A 6,133-nucleotide genomic window follows, 5' to 3' on the forward strand; every position below is an offset into this window, starting at 1 on the left:
CGTGGTGCCGTGAGCAGCACGACCTCCGCCCCCGCGTCCGACAGCCCCGGTACCACCACGCCACGAGAGGCGGCCGGTCGTCCGGCAGGGCCCAGCGACCCGTCCACCCGCAGGTGGGTCCCCTCGCCGGCCTGGGCGCGCCGCATCCTGCTGGCCAACCTGGTCGCCCAGGTGCTGATCGTGGTCACCGGCGGCGCCGTGCGGCTCACGGGCTCGGGGCTGGGCTGCTCGACCTGGCCGCAGTGCGAGCCCGGCCAGTTCGCACCGGTCCTGCACCAGGCCACCTCGTGGCACCCCTACATCGAGTTCGGCAACCGCACCCTGGCCGGCGTCCTGGCCGTCCTGGCCATCGCGACCGCCTGGGTCGTCTGGCGCCAGCGTCACCGTGCCCTGCCGTACCGGGTGCTCGGCCTGGTCCCGCTCCTGGGGGTCCTCGCGCAGTCCGTCGTCGGCGGCATCACCGTCCTGGTCGAGCTGCACCCCGCGGTCGTGGGCGGGCACTTCCTCGCCTCGATGGTCCTGATCGCCGTGTCGACCGCACTGGTGGTGCGTCACCGGGAGGGCGACGCCCCGCCGGTCCCCCTGGTCGAACCCGCCGTCGCGGTGCTCGCCCGAGCACTGGTGCCGGTGGCTGTCGTCGTCCTGGTCCTCGGCGTCGTGGTGACCGGGTCAGGCCCGCACTCGGGTGACGCCGAGCTCGCCTCACGCTTCGCGCTGGACCCGGCCCTGATGGCCCGCTACCACGCGCTGTCGGTGTGGGTCTTCCTCGCCGGGCTTGTCGTGCTGACCGCCCTCGTGCTGCGTGGCGCGAGCGACCCCCGACCCCGACGCGCGGTCCTCGTGCTCCTGGGCGTCACACTCGCCCAGGGGGCGATCGGCTACGTGCAGTACCTGACCGGTCTGCCCGAGGTTCTCGTGGGTGCCCACATGCTCGGCGCCGGGATCCTGGTCATCGCCCTGGTGCGGCAGCTGATGTCGATGCGCGAGCGCACGAGCTCCTGACCCCGGGGCTCCCGGCTCAGAGAGACGGCGGCGCGACGGGCCGCAGGCCGGCCCAGCCCCCGGCACGGCTCACCCAGGCCGCGAGGATCCCGACCGCCGTCGACGGGTTGCGGACCTGCCCCTCGAGCACGGCGGCCACCACGTCGTCGAGCGAGAACCACCGGGTCTTCAGGTCGCTCTCCTCGGCCTCACGGACGTGTCGGGCGCCGTCCGGCACGGGCGACAGGTCCCGCGCCAGGAAGATCCGCACCGACTCGTCGCTGCTGCCAGGGCTGGTCATGAAGTCGGTCAGCACCCACCACGCGCCCGCGACCAGGTCGGCCTCCTCGGCGAGCTCGCGAGCGGCGGCCGCCACGAGGTCCTCCCCCTGCACGTCGAGCAGCCCCGCGGGCGGCTCCCACATCTCCTGACGCGCAGGGTGGCGGTACTGGCTCAGCAGCAGCACACGGTCCTCGTCGTCCAGGGCGATCACCGCGACGGCGCCCGGGTGGCGGATGTACTCGCGGTGCACCGTCCCGGCACGACCCAGGTCGACCGTGTCCTTCACGACGTCCCAGATCATCCCGGCGTGGACGACCTCGCTGCGCACCACCGGCCGCGGCGCGAGGACGTCCGTAGGGCGCTCCGCGGTCATCGGCCGGTGCCGGCCTGCCGCTCCAGGGCCGCCCGGATCAGACCCGCGAACAACGGGTGGGACCGCGTGGGACGTGACATGAACTCGGGGTGCGCCTGGGTCGAGACGTAGTACGGGTGGGTCTCGCGCGGCAGCTCGACGAACTCGACCAGCGACGAGTCCGGGGACACCCCGCTGAAGACCAGCCCCGCCTCCTCGAGCCGCTCGCGGTAGAGGTTGCTCACCTCGTAGCGGTGCCGGTGCCGCTCGGTGACCTTGCTCTCGCCGTAGGCCTCCGCGACGACCGACCCGGGAGCCAGGACGGCGTCGTACGCGCCCAGACGCATCGTGCCGCCGAGGTCGCCGTCTCCCCCGACGATCGCGAGCTGCTCGGCCATCGTGGCGATGACCGGGTGCTCGGTCGCGGGGTCGAACTCCGAGGAGGACGCCGACGTCAGGCCCAGCACCGCCCGGGCGTACTCGATGACCATGACCTGGAGCCCGAGGCAGATGCCCAGGGTGGGCACCTGGTTGGTGCGTGCCCAGGTCAGCGCACCGACCTTGCCCTCGATCCCCCGGACGCCGAAGCCGCCGGGGACCAGCACGGCATCGACACCCTCGAGCGCGCGGCGTGCACCCTCGGGGGTGTCGCAGGTGTCCGAGGCCACCCAGCGGATCCGCACCCGGGCGTCGTTGGCGAAGCCACCAGCCCGCAACGCCTCGGTCACCGACAGGTAGGCGTCCGGGAGGTCGATGTACTTGCCGACCATCGCCACCTCGACCTCGTGGGCGGGGTGGTGCACCCGCCGGGTCACCTGCTCCCAGCTGTCCCAGTCGACGTCACGGAAGGGCAGGTCGAGGCGCCGGACCACGTAGGCGTCCAGACCCTCGCTGTGCAGCACCCGCGGGATGTCGTAGATGCTCGGGGCGTCGACGCACGCGATCACGGCGTCGTTGTCGACGTCGCACATCAGCGCGATCTTGCGCTTGACCGACTCGGGGATGTCCCGGTCGGCGCGCAGCACCAGTGCGTCGGGCTGGATGCCGATCGAGCGCAGTGCCGCGACCGAGTGCTGGGTCGGCTTGGTCTTGAGCTCACCGCTGGGCCCGATGTACGGCACGAGCGAGACGTGCAGGAAGAAGACGTCGTCCCGGCCGAGGTCGTGGCGCACCTGGCGGGCGGCCTCGATGAAGGGCAGCGACTCGATGTCGCCGACGGTCCCCCCGATCTCGGTGATGATGACGTCGACCTCGGGCCCGGCCTGGGCCCGCATGCGGGACTTGATCTCGTCGGTGATGTGCGGGATCACCTGCACCGTGTCACCGAGGTACTCCCCGCGACGCTCCTTGGCGATCACGCTCGAGTAGATCTGCCCCGTGGTCACGTTGGCCTGGGCCGTCAGGTCCACGTCGAGGAACCGCTCGTAGTGGCCGATGTCGAGGTCGGTCTCGGCACCGTCGGCCGTGACGAAGACCTCTCCGTGCTGGAAAGGGTTCATCGTGCCGGGGTCGACGTTGAGATAGGGGTCGAGCTTCTGCATCGTGACCCGCAGGCCGCGACTTCGCAGGAGTCGTCCCAGGCTCGAGGCCGTCAGGCCCTTGCCGAGAGAGGAGGCGACGCCTCCGGTGACGAAGATGTGCCGGGTCGTATTATCCGACCGCCCGGAGAGTCGATTTGCGCGCTCTGCCACGGGCTTCCACTCTACCGGACGAACGAGGTCCGGCCCGACGCCGCGCGCAGTGCGCCCGGACGAACGCTCACCCCTGGTGGGTCGAGCCGGTCCGGTACACGCTCAGGAGCTGGTCGCACACCTGGTCGACGTCAGGCAGCTCGGCGGCCCGCTCGAGCGCGACGCGCCCGAGCTCGCGCCGGGCGCGCGGGTCGGCGAGCAGGGCGGCCACCGCCCCGGCGACCGCCGCGGCGTCACCCACCGGGACGAGCACCGCAGCCGTGTCCCCGGTGACCTCGCGCGTGCCCCCGGCATCGGTGGCCACCACCGATGCCCCGACCGCCAGCGCCTCCTGGACCACGAGCGGCTGGCCTTCCCAGACCGCGGTGCTGACCACGACGTCCGCGGCCGAGAGCAGCTCGGCGACATCCTGACGACGCCCGAGCAGACGGACCCCGAGACCTTCCGCCTCGACCCGCGCCTCGAGCTCCGCCTCGAGCGGTCCGTCCCCCGCGACGACCCAGACCACCTCGGTCCCGCCAGGAGCCCGCCCCAGCAGGGCCGCGGCGTCGGCCAGCACATCCAGGCCCTTCTGGGGTGCCAGGCGGGCCACCGTGACCACGAGGTGCTGCTCGGGGGTGAGCCCGAGGCCCTCCCGGACCTCGAGCCGTCCGAGCCCGGGACGCGGGCGCGCCGGTGCCGGCACCAGAGCCCGCAGGGCCAGGGGTGCCCCCCGGGCCACCGCCCGGGCGACCAGGTCCCCCGAGACCCCGAGGACGACGTCCGAACCGCGGGCGACGACCCGCTCGAGGCAACCGGCGACCGTGCGGATCGCCCGCCCACCGACGGGCAGGTTGTGCAGCGTCACCACGACCCGCGGGCGGTGCCGCAGGGTGCGCGCCGCCAGCACGCACAGCGCACCGGCCCGCAGACCGTGCGCGTGCACCACGTCAGCCCCGGAGGCGAGCGCCCGGAGGCGGCGCAGGGCGACCAGGTCGGCCGCGGCGGGCCGGTCGGCGATCTCGACCGCGACATGTGTCACGTGGTCCGCGGTGACGTCGGACGCCACCGACCGCGGCCCCGCGACGACGACATCGGCGCCGTGGGGACCGAGGGCCGCGCTGATCTGCCCGACGTGCCGGGCCACCCCGCCCGCGCTCGAGCCCAGCACCTGCAGGACGCGCAGCCGGTCAGCCATGGTCGGACTCCTCAGGGTCGGTCGTGCCGGTGACGTCTTCACGGTCGCTCTGCGGCTCGCGCCGCAGCACGCCGAGGATCGTGCCGCGATCCATCAGCCACGTCGCGCCGATCACCGCCCCCGCGCCGATCACCACGCCACCGGTGCCGACACCCGCCGCAGCGACCGCAGCGAGCCACCCGGCGGCCTGGGGCAGACCGGAGCCCGAGCCGAGCACGACGTCGACCATCACGCGTCCCGCGACCGCGCCGACGAGACCCGCACCGGCCGCCACGCCGAGGGACCGGCCGACCCCCACCACGCAGGTGCGTCCCGCGGCACGCGTGATCGCCGCGAGGAGCAGGACACCCGCGACCACCATGCCCACGGTGTTGCCCAGGGCCAGCCCGCCCAGCGTCGCCGCCTCCGCGTCGCCCTGGCCGAGGGCCAGGCCCAGGAACCTCGTCACCGGGTCACCACCTCGCGGCGCCATGAGCTGCACCGCGACGACGGACGCCACCAGCACGGCCAGCCACCCGCCGGCAACAGCAGTCACCGCGGCACGTCCCTGCTCCATGGCGTAGAGCACGCGCGCGGCGTGGAAGATCAGAGCGAAACCGAGGAGACCGGGGGCCAGCAACGTCAGCGTCGGCGACATGGCCGAGATCGCCACGGTGTCGTTGCTCGCGTCGATGCGCGCGAAGACCGCGGCCACCGCTGGTGCCGCCGCGACGAGCGCCGCTGCGCCGGCTGTGCTCACCACCAGGACCGCACGAGTGCTGATCGACACCAGACGCGAGTACCGCACGGCGTCACCCGAGGCCACGTGCTCCGCGAGCCGGGGGAAGACCACCGTCGCCAACGGGACGGCGAGCACCGCGTAGGGAAGGAAGTACACCGCCTGGGAGTACTGGAAGAGGTTGATCGTGCCGCTGGCCCCACCGTTGCTGCTGGCCAGGGACGCCACCACGACGACCGAGGCCTGCTGGGCCACCAGCCCTCCCAGACCTGCGAGAGCCAGGTGCCGGGCCCGTCGTGCGACACCCTCGGGGAAGGCGAAGGTCGGACGCAGCCGCACCCCCGACCGCAGCACCGGGACCAGCAACGGCAGGGTCATCGCCGCGACCCCCGCCGTCGTCCCCCAGCCGAGCCACAGCACGGCGCTGGTCGGGAGCGCGCCCGGGTCGTCGACCGCACCGTCGGCGAGGCTGCGGAAGACCATGTAGCTCGTGACGACCACGACCGTCGAGGCCAAGGGGGCCGCAGCCGGCCAGACGAACCGCCGCTGCGCCTGGAGCACCCCGGTCAGGACCACCCCGATGCCGTAGAGCACCACCTGGGGCGCGAAGATCACCAGGAGCTGACCGGCGAGGTCGAGGGTTGCCGCGGTCACGGCGGGGTCCGTCACCGACGGGTCGGGGCGGATCAGCGCGGCATTGACCGGTCTCGCGAGCACGGCCAGCAGCACCGAGGCGGGCAGCAGTGCCGCGACGGCCCAGGTCAGCAGGGCCGAGGCGATCCGGTCGACGTCGTGCCGCATCCCCCGCGCCAGCGGGCCGGCGAGCAACGGCACGACGGCTCCGGCCAGCGCCCCACCGGCCACCACCTCGAAGAGCACGTTCGGCAGCAGGTTGGCCGTCGCGTACGCCGTGCCGGTCGGGCTCTGGCCGC

5 protein-coding genes are annotated in these 6,133 nt (G+C 73.5%); 1 reads left to right on the top strand and 4 read right to left on the bottom strand.

All coding sequences use genetic code 11. From position 1 onward, the window contains the following. Positions 1-9: 9 nt before the first annotated feature. The gene (locus M1R94_RS13225) at positions 10-1,002 is read left to right on the top strand and encodes a COX15/CtaA family protein (protein ID WP_249382169.1); all 993 of its coding nucleotides are present in this window, start codon (positions 10-12) and stop codon (positions 1,000-1,002) included. A gap of 16 nt (positions 1,003-1,018) precedes the next feature. On the opposite strand, the gene M1R94_RS13230 is transcribed toward M1R94_RS13225, so the two are convergent. From M1R94_RS13230 to murJ, 4 genes are all read right to left on the bottom strand, one after another. Next, positions 1,019-1,636, bottom strand: a complete 618-nt coding sequence (locus tag M1R94_RS13230) for an NUDIX domain-containing protein (protein ID WP_249382170.1) — start codon at positions 1,634-1,636, stop codon at positions 1,019-1,021. Beyond that, positions 1,633-3,306: a CTP synthase gene (locus M1R94_RS13235; RefSeq protein WP_249382171.1), complete on the bottom strand. Its 1,674-nt coding sequence runs from the start codon at positions 3,304-3,306 to the stop codon at positions 1,633-1,635. Before M1R94_RS13235 ends, M1R94_RS13230 begins: the two co-directional genes overlap by 4 nt. Before the next feature lie 67 nt (positions 3,307-3,373). Continuing rightward, the gene (locus M1R94_RS13240) at positions 3,374-4,483 is read right to left on the bottom strand and encodes a glycosyltransferase (RefSeq protein WP_249382172.1); all 1,110 of its coding nucleotides are present in this window, start codon (positions 4,481-4,483) and stop codon (positions 3,374-3,376) included. After that, positions 4,476-6,133, bottom strand: a 1,658-nt coding sequence (murJ, locus tag M1R94_RS13245) for a murein biosynthesis integral membrane protein MurJ (RefSeq protein WP_249382173.1), incomplete at its 5' end; no start/stop codon positions are given. The genes murJ and M1R94_RS13240, both read right to left, overlap by 8 nt.

The organism is Actinotalea alkalitolerans (assembly GCF_023369855.1).
Lineage (GTDB): Bacteria > Actinomycetota > Actinomycetes > Actinomycetales > Cellulomonadaceae > Actinotalea.